Raw genomic sequence first — 12,559 nt, 5'->3', positions numbered from 1 at the left:
GATCAGGCCTGTACGGGTGCGTTGGCGAGCGCGGCAACCAGTGCTTGTTGCAGACGCGGCTGATCGAGATCCTCACCAATCAGCACGAACCGGCTGGTCTCGCTGGCGGCTTCTTCAGCGGTCCAGCGGCGGTCGAAGTAGGTATCGAAGCGCTGGCCTACACCCTGCACGACAAGCCGCATTGGCGTGCCCGGCAACGCCGCAAAACCCTTCACGCGATAGATCGTGTTTGCATCGACCAGTGAGCGCAGCGCGGCTACCACGGCGTCGCGCGACTCGACCCGCGCTTCCACCACGACTGAATCGAAGTCGTCATGATGATGATCGGCGTGGCCTTCGTCGTCGACGGAACCATGATGATCGACACGCAAATGAATAGTCGTTTCCGATGCCGCCTCCAGTCCGAGCAGCGCATGCAGATCAAGCTGCCCCATCTGCGCCGGCACGATCTTCACGCCTGCCGGAATCTCGCCGCGAATCAGCGCTTCCACCGCACGCTGCTGCGTTTCATCGATCAGATCGGTCTTGTTGAGAATCACCAGATCCGCTGAAGCAAGCTGATCTTCAAACAACTCATGCAGAGGAGACTCGTGATCGAGATTCGGATCGGCGCGGCGTTGTGCGTCGACAGCTTGCGGGTTCGCCGCGAACTGGCCGCTTGCCGCCGCCGGACCGTCGACCACGGTCACGACAGCGTCCACGGTGAATGCATTCTTGATGGACGGCCAGTTGAAAGCCTGCACGAGCGGTTTGGGTAACGCGAGCCCAGAGGTTTCGATCAGCACATGGTCGATCTGATCACGCCGCTCGACGAGTTGCTCCATCACCGGATAAAACTCTTCCTGCACCGTGCAGCAGAGACAGCCGTTCGACAGCTCATACAGATTCGGTTGATCCGTGGCGCTTTCGTCCTCGCAGCCGATGTTGCAGCCCTTCAGGATCTCGCCATCGATGCCCAGTTCGCCGAACTCGTTCACGATCACCGCGATCCGCAGCCCTTTCGCGTTTTGCAGGATGTGCCGCATCAACGTGGTCTTGCCGCTGCCGAGGAAGCCCGTTACGACCGTGACCGGGATTTTGCGCATTTGCATCCGTTGCTCCGTAGTATCGATTGGCTGCTTGCTGCCGGAATGCGTCGCCCTTTCCTGAACCAAGCGAGCAATGAAATGCGCGCGCGGATGTCGCGATGCAGGATGGCAATCCGGAAAAGCATGGTGAAAAGTGTCGACCGTATGCCGCATCCCCGCGACAAACGTCCGCTTCAGGTGTTGACTCGTTCCGGCCGGTATCCGGGCTGGCGAAAGTGCCGCTTCACCTTCCCACATGATGTATCCATGCAGTGGTTTTTCGAAGCCGGCTTTACCGTGCGAGGTGGCGTGAATCAGGGTAAAACCACGTCGCGCGATTTTCACTTACCGTTGCGGGGGCAGCGCAGGTTGGCACGGCCGGGGTTCCGGCAACGCTTCCTGCTTCCCGTTTAACTGCGCGCAGCAGAGACCGCGCGCGAGCACCAGAAACTACCGCGAAGTCTAGGCTGATGGGGGGTTAGCGTCAAGGTTTGGACAGCGCCTGAGTGTAGGTTCAGGCCCTGCCTGCGAACGAGAAATCTTGCCGGTGCGCGCGCACTAAACCTGCACTGCGGGCCGGTTCCAGCCTGTAAAAGCCCAGCGCAACCAACACCCGCTGTGCTATCTTTGGCCCGCGTCTGGTGCTCACGCGCGCTTTTCCCGCGCGCGTAGTTAAACGGGAAACAGGATGCACGCGCGCTTATTTTCAAGGCCCAAGGCTCAAGGCTTACGCTTGAGAGGCCTCACGCGCCGTGTCGACAAAAACCTGTGCTGTCCCCGCAACGGTCAAGCGACCCGCGCCCGCTTCGACTGACTCTCATTCGTGACTCTCACTCATGACTCTCATTCGAATCGAGCGTTCATTTCCTCCACAGCCACTGCTCCAGCGAGCGGGAAAACGAGCGGAATGCGGTCGCCAAGCCCGGATACCGGCCGCTCTAGCTGTAATAGCGCGCCGGACGCCGCATCCGCGAGGGACGGATGAAGGACGTAATGCTTATATCGTCTTACATGAATCCAATTTTGCAACGCTTGCGCCCGCTCTCGCTCCAACCGTTCTGCTCACTACGCAGCCTGTTTCCGGGTCGTGCCAACGAGGCGCAATCATGAGCACGCCCGCCCGCGTCTGGCTGATCGGCGCCGGCCCCGGCGACGTCGAGCTGATGACGCTCAAAGCCGTGCGCGCGCTGTCGGAAGCCGATGTCGTCCTCGTCGACGACCTCGTGAATCCCGATGTGCTGAAGTTCGCCCGCGCCAACGCGGTCATTCGTTACGTCGGCAAGCGCGGCGGACATCCGTCTACCCCGCAAGCGGCGATCATCGAAGACATGCTGGCCCATGTGCGCGCCGGCCACGTCGTCGCGCGGCTGAAAGGCGGCGATCCATTCGTCTTCGGGCGCGGTGGCGAAGAGGTCCAGGCGCTGCATGCGGCGGGCGTGCAAGTGGAGGTGGTCTGCGGCATCACGGCGGGCATTGCCGCGCCGGCCGCCGTCGGCATTCCGGTCACGCATCGCGATCACACCATGGGCGTCGTGTTTGTCACCGGCCACGGTGCCAGCCGCGAAGCGGGCGACCATGCAGCCGAGCCCGACTGGCGCGCGCTGGTCGCGACGAAAATGACGCTGGTCGTGTACATGGGCGTACGGCGGCTCACGGATATCACCCACGCATTGGTCGATGCAGGGCTCGATCCGGAGACACCGGCTGCCGCCATAGAACGCGCTACACGTCCCGATCAACGGCATCTGCGAGCGCCGCTCAGGCATCTGGCGGAAGCGGTGGAGCGCGCGGGAATCGGCGCACCGGCGATCGTCGTGATCGGCTCGGTCGCCGGGCTGGGGATTGCGAGCGCGCTGGATTACGTCGCGCAGCAATCATGAGCACATGGGTCATCGGCATAGGCTGCCGGCGCGGTGTAAGCGTCGAACAGATTCATGCCGCCGTGTTCGCGGCGCTGGGGACGCGGTCGCTGGCGAGCACTCGAGCGCTGGCATCGATTGATAGCAAGAAGGACGAAACCGCCCTGCTCGAATTCGCCGCTCGCCACGGTTTGCCGCTGCAATTTTTCTCGAAGCAACGCATCGCGCAGGTTGAAACCAGCGCGTCGGAACGGGTTCAGGCGCTGCTAGGCATCGACGGCGTCTGCGAACCCTGCGCGCTGCTCGCGTCGCGCAACGGGCGAATCATCGTGCCAAAAAGAGTGACCGATGGCGTGACCGTCGCGATTGCCGAAGACGACCTCGGACAAGAAATCAAACAACAAACTGACAACCAGAGAACATGATGAAAACGGACGAAGAATCGCATCTGCGCATGACCCAGCGACGTAAGGAAGGTCACGAGAAAAAGCAGGCCGCCGCCGCGCGCGAGAAGGGCCTCCTGATCGTCAATACGGGCACGGGCAAGGGTAAGACCACGGCGGCCTTCGGCATGGCCGTACGCGTGCTCGGACACGGCATGCGGCTCGGCGTGGTTCAGTTCATCAAGGGCGCGCTGCATACGTCCGAACGCGATTTCCTCGGCGCAATCGCGAACTGCGATTTCATCACCATGGGCGACGGCTACACGTGGGACACGCAGAATCGCGATGCCGATATCGCGACGGCTCGCCGAGGCTGGGACGCCGCGCGCAAGATGATTGAAAGCGGCGAGTATCAGATGGTCGTGCTCGACGAGCTGTGCACGGTGCTCAAATACGAGTACCTGCCACTCGACGAAGTGCTCGCGGTGCTCACCGCGCGGCCCGAGATGCTGCATGTGGTTGTGACGGGCCGCCATGCGCCCGAGGCGCTGATCGAAGCGGCCGATCTTGTGACGGAGATGCGTCCGATCAAGCATCCGTATCGCGAGCAAGGGGTGAAGGCGCAACGCGGCGTCGAGTTCTGACGTGCGCGCCTGCCCCGCTTTATTCATCAGCGCCCCCGCGTCGAACCAGGGCAAGACCACCGTCACCGCCGGTCTCGCGCGCTATCACGCACGGCTTGGCTTGCGGGTACGGGTCTTCAAGACCGGCCCCGACTTTCTCGATCCGATGATCCTGGAACGCGCGTCCGGCGCGCCGGTGTATTCGCTGCATTTGTGGATGGTCGGCGAAAGCGGCTGCCGCGCGCTGCTCGCGCAAGCAGCAGACGAAGCCGATTTGATCCTGATCGAAGGCGTGATGGGCCTCTTCGACGGCACGCCCAGCAGCGCCGATCTCGCGGCCACGTTCGGCGTCCCGGTGCTCGCCGTGATCGGCGCGCACGGCATGGCGCAGACCTTCGGCGCAATGGCGTTCGGGCTCGCGCGCTATCGCGCAGATCTGTCCTTTCACGGTGTGCTCGCCAATCGCGTGGCGTCGGCACGGCATGCGCAAATGTTGAGCGAAGCCATTCCTGAAGGCATTCGATACTGCGGGCATCTGTCGAGCATCGACGACATTGCGCTACCCGGGCGGCACCTGGGCCTCATGCAGGCAGCGGAGGTGGCCGACATCGATACGCGGCTGGATCGGGCAGCAGACGCCATCGGCGAAACAACGTTGCGCGAGCTGCCGCCCGCGGTCATGTTCAATCACGCCGCCCTTGAACAACCGCCCCGTTTGCTGAAAGGCATGCACATCGCCATTGCCCGCGATGCTGCGTTTTCGTTCATCTACCCTGCTAATCTCGATCTGCTGGAGGCGATGGGCGCAACGCTCGCGTTTTTCTCCCCCCTCGCCGATGAACCCGTTCCCACGCATGCCGATGCGCTCTATCTGCCGGGTGGATATCCGGAACTGCACGCGGCCCGGCTTGCAGCGAACCTTGCGAGCGCGGCCTCGATTCGAGCGCACGTTGAGGCGGGTAAAGCGGTGGTCGCGGAATGCGGCGGCATGCTGTATCTGCTCGACTCACTGACGGATATCGAAGGTTCTCAGCATGCCATGCTTGCCCTTCTGCCCGGCCACGCGAAGATGCAAAAACGCCTGGCCCGGCTCGCCATGCAGCGTGTTGAAAGCCGCCACGGCACCCATACCGGCCACACTTTCCACTACTCGTCGATGACGACCAGCATGTCGCCGTTGCTCACCGCGACGCACGCGACTACCGGCGTGGAAGGTGAGGCGATCTATCGACACGGCCCGATCACGGCTACCTACATGCACACTTACTGGCCGACGAATCCGGTGGCCGCCGCCGCCCTCTTTCGCGGCGAAATGCTATGACAACGCCTACGGAACTGCCGATGGAAATAGACGTACCGCTCGAACTCACGTTCACCATCGAGCGCGCCAGACAGCTTCAACCCGTCGGCTCGCCGTGCACGGACGTATGCCGGCTCGACAAGACCACAGGTCATTGCGAAGGCTGTTTCAGAAGCCGCGAAGAAATCAAGGTATGGAAAACGATGGCCGACAGCGACAAGCTCGCCCTGTTCGATACCCTGCTTGCACGCAAGAGCGCGCTATGAAAAAGAGGCGGCCCGCAAGCCGCCTCTCATTGGATCCGCACTAAAGCACTAAAGCATTAAAGCCCTAACGCACTAACGAAGCGCTCAGGCCGAAGCAATCCTCCGGGCCGGCGCCTGTTCCATTTCACGTTGCGCGAGCACGCCGAAGAGCAAACCGAGCGTGGTCCAGATCACCGCCTGAATACCGATTGCCGCCACGCGGAACTTCCACAGCAGCGCGGCTGAAAACAGTTTCGGCACTTCGTCGATCGGCGGCAGAGCAAGGTACGCCAGCGCCATCAGCACGATATACACCGCAACGGAGATCAGCACCGCGTTCCAGTTGCCGTGGCGCGCTTGCAGTCGACGCTGCAGTCGCACAGCAAACACCGCCACGATCAGCGAGATCGCGACCATGCCGAAAAACAGCGCGGTCCGTGCGCCGATAGTGTCAGGATTGCCCACGGAAGGCGGATTAGGCGGGTACTTGAGGAACGGCACGATCGCGACGGTCACGAAGCCGAACAAGCCGAGTAACGCCGACGTACCCCGTGCGCGCAAAGCGCCGAGCCGCCCATACGAAAAAGCGAACACGAGCGAGAACAGGCCGCCCAATGCTGTCCCGAACACGCAGACACCGGTCAGCAATCCCAGTCCCGCTTGTGTGCCGCGACTGACGAGTTCGACATCGTCGGCGGGATCGTGTGGATGCCCGGCCGCTGCGTCCGCTTGGTCGCGCAGCTTGTCCTGCTGCGACTCGAAAGCAATCGCGCGATCAACCGCAGGCTCACCAAAGGTTTTAGCAACGCAAAAGCCGAGCAGGCCCGCAACAAGTCCCGCGATCATGCCGCGTATCAAAAGATTTCGGATCATGGTCGGTCTCAGTGGCAGGGAAAGCCGAGCAGATGGCGACCGTCGTGGACAAACTCGTGGATATACATGCCCTGGAAGATCGAAGTCGCGCCCTGTTCGGCACCGACAAAATAAATCGCGATCAGCAAAAGCAGGCCGATAAAGACAGCCCAGGGCAACACTTCACGCACCGGAATGGGTATGGGTGCATCAAATGCGGGATTATTGCCGGACAAACCGGCGGCTACGGCAGGATGGTTCATGAACGACTCCAAGGGAATGCGCGTCCCGTAAGACAAAAGAAAGGCTGCAGCGGGGGTCTGACTTGCAGATGCGGAAAGAAGGCTGAAGCGTTACCAGTCCCATTCGACATCTGCTCACAGTGGCGCGACCGTGCCGGGTTTTCACCGGCTTCCTCGCGCTGCAAGCTTGTCATTCTAAAATGAGTGAGTGGAATGTAAAGCAATCTATTAATCGAGCGCCATGAAAACCGAAATTATCTTGCTGTGCCATGCGACCACGCACGCCATGAAAACTGGCTCGTTTCCGAGTACCGGCGACGCCATCGATGAGCTTGAGTTAGCCCGACTCCCGCACCTTGCTTCGATGTTTCAACCCGATCGCGTCGTCACCAGCCCGGCACACGCTGCCATGCAAACGGGCCGAGCGGTCGGAATTACGACGAGCGTTGACGCGTCATGGAGCGACCTGGATTACGGTCTTTGGCAAGGCCGTCCGATCCGTGAGATTCATGATGAAGACGCGGCCGGATTAGGCGCATGGCTTTCCGAACCGGGAAGCGCGGCGCATGGCGGCGAGAGCCTGGAAGCCCTTCAAACAAGGGTATGGGGCGCGCTGGAGAGCAATCGAGAGGCGGGAGTCACGTTGATCGTGACGCATGCAATCGTAGTCAAGACCGTGCTGGCGAGCGTGCTGGAAGCGCCGCTTACGGCAATCTATTGCATGGATCTGGAACCGCTTTCGGCAATCACGCTGACCCGCTCAGGCGAAGCATGGCGCCTTCGATGCAAGTCTTCCGTATGATAAAAACACGTCGTTCTTACCAGCGGCGTGAAAAACCGAAGTAACGCTGCAAGCGCACAAGCAATCAGCCCATCGCTCCGCGCGCCATGCGCTGAAGCGTCGAAGAATCGATCGCGCCCGCGCAGATTCTGATTGCTTCTTTCAACGTGCGGGGACGGCCCATTGCAAAATGCGCTTCAAGAATCGCGATGGCGCGAAGCCGTTCGTCATTGCCAAGCTTCTCGCCCGTCGCCAGTTCGAGCACCGAGATGAAGTACGTCGCCGGTGGCGTAGCGCGAGACGGCGCCGTTGGCGTGGCTGCGGGTATCGCGTCTGACCATGCCTGTTTTGCAATGGTTGCTACATCGGACTGGCCGCGCCAATCCGTTTCTCTCAGTTCAAATTCGTTTCGACTAGTCATCAATCAAGCCCTGAAATAATCCTCGGATCACCATGAGATAGTTAGCAAGGACTATTCCAGCTTGAATACGCGCGCGTGTCTCAGCTTGTCAACCTGCTCCGAGCATCGCCCGGACGACCCTGCACGCTGCCAGATCCCACGCCGCGCATCCAACGCTCTTGAACACGACTGGCCGCTTGATTGCTGAATCAGCCGCCTGAACGCTCAACGCACTGGCAAGCGGCCGTACCTCATCCCAGTCGATACCCGCCTGAATCAGATCCCCGGCCTCATGCCGCGCGCCCGCCGGATCGTCCACAAACACATCGCTCGCAAGCACCGTCGATGCCGCGATTTCAGCCGCATCAGGCGTGAATGCGCCCACTCCGATCAAGAGCCGGCCCTGGATGGGCGGCAGCGTATAGACCGGCGTCTTGCTGGTGGTCGTCGCGATAACGACGTCGATCGACGCAGGAATATCAGCGTCCTTTAGCGCACTCAATTTCGTCGATAACCCCGCATGCTCCGCACAAAACGCTTCGGCGCGTTCGGCCCGCGTGCCCTGCACGATGATCTGCGCGGCCGGATACAGCGCGCTCAGCGCCTCGACGTGATACACAGCCTGCTTGCCCGTGCCGATGATCAACACGGCCGAGGGCTCGCGCCCGAGCAGCGCCTGGATGCCGATCATGGTGACCGCGGCCGTGCGGCGGCCGGTTACCGTGGGACCGTCCAGCATGAAGAGCGGCACACCGGTCGCAGCATCGAAAGCCGTGACCTGGCCGTGAATGGTCGGCAACCCGAGCGCACCGTTCTTCGGACATACGTTGACGAGCTTGTGCATGGCGAGATCGGCGGCGGCAGCGGGCATCGAGAGCATCACGGCGCCGTCGCGAAGCGGCACCACCATGCGCTCGGGGCTCGTGATAAGGCCATCGGCATAGTCGAGCATGGTGAGCTTCAGGGTATCGACGAGGCGATCGAAGGGCAGCAAGCGCGCCGTTTGCGCGTCGTCGAAACGGGGCAGCGAAGCGGGAAGCGAAGAGGTATCAGTCATGGCGGTCAAAGGAGAATGCCGTTGGCAACGACAACGGGGCATTCTAAAGGCAAACAAAATACGCGCCGGCCTTGACTTCCACTGACCCTTAGCCGCAATCAGTGAACTCCGTCCCACCGCCGCGACAGCAGGATCATCACCGGCATCAGGATTGCCCAGCCGATAGCCAGCAGGATCGTCGCGGGCCATGGCTGCGCAAAGCGTACCGCGCCGAGCGCTGCGCCGGCGCGAAACGACATCGGTCCGGCAATGGCGCCAAGCACCGAAGCAAGCAGCATGTGTTGCTTGAGCCAGCCGAACGCGGTGTTGAACTGGGCCGCGAACAGCGCCCATAATGCAAGAATCCAGTCAGGTGCAATACCCGGAAACACGACGCCGTTCGGATACACCAGTAGCCCGGTGGCGACCGGCACACTCTCCCAGATCGCGCCCACCACCAGCACACTGACCAGCAGCTTGAACTCCTGCAACGGCCGCTCAACCCGCGCCAGATGCACGGCGAGGAGCACAATGGTTGTTGCCACGCCCATCCACGGCACGTCGCGTGCGGCGCTCAGTACACAGGCAAACCAGCCGAGCTGCCCGATCACGAAATAGACGTAGGGCGCCCAGCGTTCGGCCGTTGATGGGTGCCGCGTGCCAGTGGACGAGTCGTGCATGCGGTTTCCGGTTTCCGGGCAAAGTGCGCAAAGTTTGATAACGCTACCGCATATCGCGGCCGGCTGTTCACGCATGGCGCTCGCGGATAAGCGGATCATTCGTCTAACCGTTGCTTCGTTTTTGACGCTCCTGTCGTAACATTCCTGAAATTATCGGGCCGGATAATCGATAATTTGCAGGATTGCCGGGTTTTGTATTGCCTGCAGGGACCAGTCAACGCGGTCAACACGCCCAACCAACGGAGCTTCCCATGATTTCGCAGGATAAACAGCGCCGCTTCGAAGAAGACCTGATCGACAGTTACGACGAAGAACTCGAGATGGAAGTCGACGACCGCATCCTCGACGGCGAGGGCGCGTTTTCCGCCGAAGCGCGCGAGCAGCGCAAGATCTACTTTCGCGAACTGTTCCGCCTGCAAGGTGAACTCGTCAAGCTGCAGGACTGGGTTGTCGCCAGCGGCCACCGGCTGGTGGTGATCTTTGAAGGACGCGACGCCGCCGGCAAGGGCGGCGCGATCAAGCGCATCACGCAGCGGCTGAATCCGCGGGTTTGCCGGGTCGCTGCCTTGCCCGCACCGAACAATCGCGAACGCACCCAATGGTATTTCCAGCGCTACGTTTCGCATCTGCCCGCGGGCGGCGAGATCGTGCTGTTCGACCGCAGCTGGTACAACCGGGCGGGCGTGGAACGCGTGATGAATTTCTGTACCGACGCCGAGTACGAAGAGTTCTTTCGCTCCGTGCCGGAATTCGAAAAGATGCTCGCGCGCAGCGGTGTGCAGATCCTGAAGTACTGGTTCTCGATCACCGACGACGAACAGGAAGTTCGCTTCCAGGCGCGTATTCAAGATCCGTTAAAACAGTGGAAGCTGAGTCCGATGGACCTGGAAAGCCGTCGTCGCTGGGAAGCCTATACGCACGCGAAGGAGGAGATGCTGAACCGCTCGCATATTCCCGAAGCGCCGTGGTGGGTCGTGCAGGCCGTGGACAAGAAACGCGCTCGGCTCAACTGCATTCACCATCTGCTGAGTCAGGTGCCGTATCACGAGATCGAGCACCCCACGATCGAATTGCCCGACCGCGTGTACAACGAAGATTACCTGCGGCAGCCCGTGCCCGAAAGCATCATCGTGCCGGAAATATATTGAGCGATAAAAGTGTTAGCAGTGACAGGTCTTCTCATGCAGGGCATGGACCTGCGGCGCGCGGACATTGCTACGATCGGCTTGATCGTGGCGACGCCTGAATACCGCTTGAAACATGTATTGCGAACCCTTCATGACCACGACGAACGTCACTTGCATCAGGTTGAAATCGAGCGTCACCATCAGGCGCATCAAGACCAACAACGGTAGAACGACGGCGGGTCGGTAGAGTTGTCGTTCGATTAAAGCTTTCATGACGGCTCCCGTATCCATGTTGTAATTCTACGGATCGGGAGCCTCCGGATAAACCCGCTGTAATCGAAGACACTTGTCGCGCGGGTTGAACAATCGCGCTTCCAGTGCAGCGTTTAATGCCTAGCGCGACGCGACGCTTGCATCTGCGGCGGGCGTAACAGGTGTAGCAGGTGCGGCAGGCGAGACAGGCGCAGCCGGCAACTCGCCCCAACCACCGCCCAGTGCGCGGATCAGGTTCACCGTCGACGTAGCCTGCACACCCGCCAGTTGCACCGCCGCGCGCTGCGACTGCAGCACGGTACGTTCGGCATCGATCACGTCAAGATAAGTGACCGCGCCCTCGGTGTACTGCGAGCGGGAGAGCTGCGCTGCCCGGTTCGACGCGCTTACCGCTTCTGCTTGCGTGCGTGTCTGATCCTGCAGGATGCGCAGCTCGGAGAGGTTGTCCTCCACCTCCTGGAACGCCACCAGCACCTGCTGCCGATAGTTCGCGACATCCTCTTCGTAGATCGCGCGTGCGTTCGCGAGATTGCCCTTGCGACGTCCGCCGTCGAAGATCGGCAACGACAACGCCGTGCCCGCAAACGGTCCGAGCAGGAACGTACGGCTCGACCAGTTGAAGAGATCGCCAAGCGTAGCCGATTCGAATCCACCCGAGCCCGTTATGTTGAGCGAGGGGAAAAACGCCGACTTCGCCACGCCGATACGCGAGTTCGCCGCCGCCATTGCACGTTCCGCCGCCGCGATGTCCGGCCGGCGTTCGAGCAACGAAGAAGGCAGGCCCGGCGGAATCTTGATATCGACGGGATTCAGCGGGTTGGCCGCCATCGAGAACTGCGAGGCCGACTTACCCAGCAGCACCGCGAGGCTGTGCTCGGATGCGGCGCGCAAGCGCTGCACCGTCATGGCGTCGGACTTGGCTGTGGCAAGTTCCGACCTGGCCTGCGCCACGTCGAGCTCGCTGATCTCGCCTTCGTTAAAGCGATTCTGCACGAGCTTCAGGGCCTGCTCGCGCAGCGTGACGGTACGCGTAAAGACATCGCTTTCCGAATCGAGCTCGCGGAGGTTGAAGTAGTTCTGTGCCACGTCTGCCTGCAACGCAAGTTGCACGGACCGGAACAGCGCTTCGCTTTGCTCGGTGTCGGCGTTTGCAGCCCTCACCGAGTCCGACACGCGACCGAACAGATCCACTTCATACGACGCACTCCCCTCCGCGCGCCACAAAGTCTGTGCCGGTACGTTCGCGTTGGCCGGAAGGAACTGCGAGGACGGCGAGACCTTCTCGCGCGTCGGACCAAAGCCTGCATCCAGAGTCGGGAACAAGCCTGCCCGCGCGGTCTGGTTGATCGCGCGCGATTCCTTCACCCGCGCGGCCGCTGCCTTCAGGTTCTGGTTCGCCTCAAGCGCCTGATGTTCCAGATCGTTGAGCGTGGGGTCGTTGAAGACCGTCCACCATTCACCGCGCAGCACCTGTTCCGACGGTTGTGCGGTCTTCCACGTGCCCTGTTCTGAAGGGGCCAACGCCGTTTGCTGCGTTGTTTCCTGCGGTGTTTCCTTGAAGGCTGCCGGCGCGTTCACGTCGGGCTTCGTGTAGGTCGGCGCAAGCGAGCAGCCCGCGACGACCAGCAAGAGCCCAAGTAACGCCGACAATCCCAGCCATCGCTTTGTATTCAACGTTTTCATTTCAATCT

The 12,559-nt window shown here is 61.3% G+C and carries 15 protein-coding genes and 3 riboswitches; of the genes, 7 read left to right on the top strand and 8 right to left on the bottom strand.

The annotated features are described in order from the left end of the window. Nucleotides 1–2 precede the first annotated feature (2 nt). The gene (gene cobW, locus ACSQ8V_RS22840) at nt 3–1,091 is read right to left on the bottom strand and encodes a cobalamin biosynthesis protein CobW (RefSeq protein WP_436207245.1); all 1,089 of its coding nucleotides are present in this window, start codon (nt 1,089–1,091) and stop codon (nt 3–5) included. A 172-nt stretch (nt 1,092–1,263) separates the two neighbouring features. Then, nucleotides 1,264–1,530: riboswitch (cobalamin riboswitch) on the bottom strand. A 159-nt stretch (nt 1,531–1,689) separates the two neighbouring features. Beyond that, nucleotides 1,690–2,019, top strand: a riboswitch (cobalamin riboswitch). A 154-nt stretch (nt 2,020–2,173) separates the two neighbouring features. Here cobW and cobA point away from each other — a divergent pair. Genes cobA through ACSQ8V_RS22815 form a run of 5 tightly spaced genes read left to right on the top strand, consistent with a single transcriptional unit; the run spans nt 2,174 to nt 5,498 of the window. Further along, complete coding sequence (gene cobA, locus ACSQ8V_RS22835) at nt 2,174–2,947, top strand: uroporphyrinogen-III C-methyltransferase (RefSeq protein ID WP_436207244.1); 774 nt, start codon at nt 2,174–2,176, stop codon at nt 2,945–2,947. Beyond that, complete coding sequence (locus ACSQ8V_RS22830; RefSeq protein ID WP_436207243.1) at nt 2,944–3,351, top strand: cobalamin biosynthesis protein; 408 nt, start codon at nt 2,944–2,946, stop codon at nt 3,349–3,351. The genes cobA and ACSQ8V_RS22830 overlap by 4 nt, the downstream gene beginning before the upstream one ends. Then, a complete protein-coding gene (gene cobO, locus ACSQ8V_RS22825) occupies nt 3,351–3,953 on the top strand; it encodes a cob(I)yrinic acid a,c-diamide adenosyltransferase (RefSeq protein WP_213762293.1) in 603 nt (200 codons plus the stop codon). The genes ACSQ8V_RS22830 and cobO overlap by 1 nt, the downstream gene beginning before the upstream one ends. 1 nt (nt 3,954) lies before the next feature. After that, on the top strand, nt 3,955–5,253 hold the full coding sequence (locus tag ACSQ8V_RS22820; RefSeq protein ID WP_436207242.1) for a cobyrinate a,c-diamide synthase: 1,299 nt from the start codon (nt 3,955–3,957) through the stop codon (nt 5,251–5,253). Then, the gene (locus tag ACSQ8V_RS22815) at nt 5,250–5,498 is read left to right on the top strand and encodes a DUF1289 domain-containing protein (protein WP_436207241.1); all 249 of its coding nucleotides are present in this window, start codon (nt 5,250–5,252) and stop codon (nt 5,496–5,498) included. The genes ACSQ8V_RS22820 and ACSQ8V_RS22815 overlap by 4 nt, the downstream gene beginning before the upstream one ends. Nucleotides 5,499–5,582: 84 nt before the next feature. Here ACSQ8V_RS22815 and ACSQ8V_RS22810 read toward each other — a convergent pair whose 3' ends face one another. Both ACSQ8V_RS22810 and ACSQ8V_RS22805 read right to left on the bottom strand, forming a co-directional pair. After that, complete coding sequence (locus tag ACSQ8V_RS22810; RefSeq protein WP_436207240.1) at nt 5,583–6,350, bottom strand: CbtA family protein; 768 nt, start codon at nt 6,348–6,350, stop codon at nt 5,583–5,585. Nucleotides 6,351–6,358: 8 nt separating this feature from the next. After that, complete coding sequence (locus ACSQ8V_RS22805; RefSeq protein ID WP_255631152.1) at nt 6,359–6,592, bottom strand: CbtB domain-containing protein; 234 nt, start codon at nt 6,590–6,592, stop codon at nt 6,359–6,361. An 18-nt stretch (nt 6,593–6,610) separates the two neighbouring features. Beyond that, nucleotides 6,611–6,772, bottom strand: a riboswitch (adenosylcobalamin (AdoCbl) riboswitch). A 40-nt stretch (nt 6,773–6,812) separates the two neighbouring features. Between ACSQ8V_RS22805 and ACSQ8V_RS22800 the strand changes: the two genes are divergently transcribed. Further along, nucleotides 6,813–7,373 carry a histidine phosphatase family protein gene (locus ACSQ8V_RS22800; RefSeq protein WP_436207239.1) on the top strand — a complete coding sequence of 187 codons (561 nt, stop codon included), beginning with the start codon at nt 6,813–6,815 and terminating at the stop codon, nt 7,371–7,373. A 64-nt stretch (nt 7,374–7,437) separates the two neighbouring features. On the opposite strand, the gene ACSQ8V_RS22795 is transcribed toward ACSQ8V_RS22800, so the two are convergent. The 3 genes from ACSQ8V_RS22795 to ACSQ8V_RS22785 all read right to left on the bottom strand — a co-directional run bounded on the left by ACSQ8V_RS22795 (nt 7,438) and on the right by ACSQ8V_RS22785 (nt 9,468). After that, complete coding sequence (locus ACSQ8V_RS22795) at nt 7,438–7,773, bottom strand: hypothetical protein (RefSeq protein ID WP_436183801.1); 336 nt, start codon at nt 7,771–7,773, stop codon at nt 7,438–7,440. An 88-nt stretch (nt 7,774–7,861) separates the two neighbouring features. Continuing rightward, on the bottom strand, nt 7,862–8,809 hold the full coding sequence (gene lhpI, locus ACSQ8V_RS22790; protein ID WP_436207238.1) for a bifunctional Delta(1)-pyrroline-2-carboxylate/Delta(1)-piperideine-2-carboxylate reductase: 948 nt from the start codon (nt 8,807–8,809) through the stop codon (nt 7,862–7,864). 98 nt (nt 8,810–8,907) lie between these two features. Beyond that, the gene (locus ACSQ8V_RS22785) at nt 8,908–9,468 is read right to left on the bottom strand and encodes a DUF2878 domain-containing protein (RefSeq protein ID WP_436207237.1); all 561 of its coding nucleotides are present in this window, start codon (nt 9,466–9,468) and stop codon (nt 8,908–8,910) included. A gap of 251 nt (nt 9,469–9,719) precedes the next feature. Between ACSQ8V_RS22785 and ppk2 the strand changes: the two genes are divergently transcribed. Continuing rightward, nucleotides 9,720–10,616 carry a polyphosphate kinase 2 gene (gene ppk2 / locus ACSQ8V_RS22780; protein WP_213762188.1) on the top strand — a complete coding sequence of 299 codons (897 nt, stop codon included), beginning with the start codon at nt 9,720–9,722 and terminating at the stop codon, nt 10,614–10,616. 12 nt (nt 10,617–10,628) lie between these two features. Here ppk2 and ACSQ8V_RS22775 read toward each other — a convergent pair whose 3' ends face one another. Beyond that, nucleotides 10,629–10,868: a hypothetical protein gene (locus tag ACSQ8V_RS22775; RefSeq protein WP_213762304.1), complete on the bottom strand. Its 240-nt coding sequence runs from the start codon at nt 10,866–10,868 to the stop codon at nt 10,629–10,631. 120 nt (nt 10,869–10,988) lie between these two features. Then, entirely contained in the window at nt 10,989–12,551 is a 1,563-nt protein-coding gene (locus tag ACSQ8V_RS22770; RefSeq protein WP_213762187.1) for an efflux transporter outer membrane subunit, read from the bottom strand. Nucleotides 12,552–12,559 lie beyond the last annotated feature (8 nt).

The organism is Caballeronia sp. LjRoot31 (assembly GCF_964253885.1).
Classification (GTDB): domain Bacteria; phylum Pseudomonadota; class Gammaproteobacteria; order Burkholderiales; family Burkholderiaceae; genus Caballeronia.
Note: the sequence above shows the minus strand (reverse complement) of the source record. Positions and strands in the feature narration are given on the sequence as shown.

Coding starts and splice junctions, on each gene's coding strand:
- cobW (WP_436207245.1), bottom strand. CDS start 1,091: ATGCAAATGCGCAAAATCCCGGTCACGGTCGTAACGGGCTTCCTCGGC.
- cobA (WP_436207244.1), top strand. CDS start 2,174: ATGAGCACGCCCGCCCGCGTCTGGCTGATCGGCGCCGGCCCCGGCGAC.
- ACSQ8V_RS22830 (WP_436207243.1), top strand. CDS start 2,944: ATGAGCACATGGGTCATCGGCATAGGCTGCCGGCGCGGTGTAAGCGTC.
- cobO (WP_213762293.1), top strand. CDS start 3,351: ATGAAAACGGACGAAGAATCGCATCTGCGCATGACCCAGCGACGTAAG.
- ACSQ8V_RS22815 (WP_436207241.1), top strand. CDS start 5,250: ATGACAACGCCTACGGAACTGCCGATGGAAATAGACGTACCGCTCGAA.
- ACSQ8V_RS22810 (WP_436207240.1), bottom strand. CDS start 6,350: ATGATCCGAAATCTTTTGATACGCGGCATGATCGCGGGACTTGTTGCG.
- ACSQ8V_RS22805 (WP_255631152.1), bottom strand. CDS start 6,592: ATGAACCATCCTGCCGTAGCCGCCGGTTTGTCCGGCAATAATCCCGCA.
- ACSQ8V_RS22800 (WP_436207239.1), top strand. CDS start 6,813: ATGAAAACCGAAATTATCTTGCTGTGCCATGCGACCACGCACGCCATG.
- ACSQ8V_RS22795 (WP_436183801.1), bottom strand. CDS start 7,773: ATGACTAGTCGAAACGAATTTGAACTGAGAGAAACGGATTGGCGCGGC.
- lhpI (WP_436207238.1), bottom strand. CDS start 8,809: ATGACTGATACCTCTTCGCTTCCCGCTTCGCTGCCCCGTTTCGACGAC.
- ACSQ8V_RS22785 (WP_436207237.1), bottom strand. CDS start 9,468: ATGCACGACTCGTCCACTGGCACGCGGCACCCATCAACGGCCGAACGC.
- ppk2 (WP_213762188.1), top strand. CDS start 9,720: ATGATTTCGCAGGATAAACAGCGCCGCTTCGAAGAAGACCTGATCGAC.
- ACSQ8V_RS22775 (WP_213762304.1), bottom strand. CDS start 10,868: ATGAAAGCTTTAATCGAACGACAACTCTACCGACCCGCCGTCGTTCTA.
- ACSQ8V_RS22770 (WP_213762187.1), bottom strand. CDS start 12,551: ATGAAAACGTTGAATACAAAGCGATGGCTGGGATTGTCGGCGTTACTT.